This window comes from Deinococcus sp., from assembly GCF_018260405.1.
In the GTDB taxonomy this organism is placed as follows: Bacteria; Deinococcota; Deinococci; order Deinococcales; family Deinococcaceae; genus Deinococcus.
The window spans coordinates 1-234 of record NZ_JAGLBG010000280.1 but is presented as its reverse complement, the minus strand read 5'-3'; the positions used below and the strand labels follow the sequence as shown (position 1 = coordinate 234).

Below are 234 nucleotides of genomic sequence, written 5' to 3'. Positions count from 1 at the left end.
GTCTGCTTTCTCCTCTTTTACATAACAATTATTACAACAACTACTACTACTACTACTGCTCCTGCTGCTACTACTACTACTGCTGCTGCTACTACTACTGCTACTGCTGTTGTTGTTGTTGCTGCTGCTACTACTACTACTACTACTATAGCAGCAAAAACAACACCTTTACCTTCGTCTTTCTAAGGAAAACCACAAAATCTGAACGGAAGGAGATGAACGGAAAAGAGAGAG

Annotated in this window: 1 protein-coding gene; it reads left to right on the top strand. The window is 40.6% G+C overall.

Features of this window, described 5'->3' with window-relative positions; translation table 11 throughout:
* The coding region (locus QZ269_RS13515; protein WP_291427205.1) for a hypothetical protein at positions 1–186 on the top strand (186 nt) is incomplete at its 5' end.
* Between the last annotated feature and the right edge of the window lie 48 nt (positions 187–234).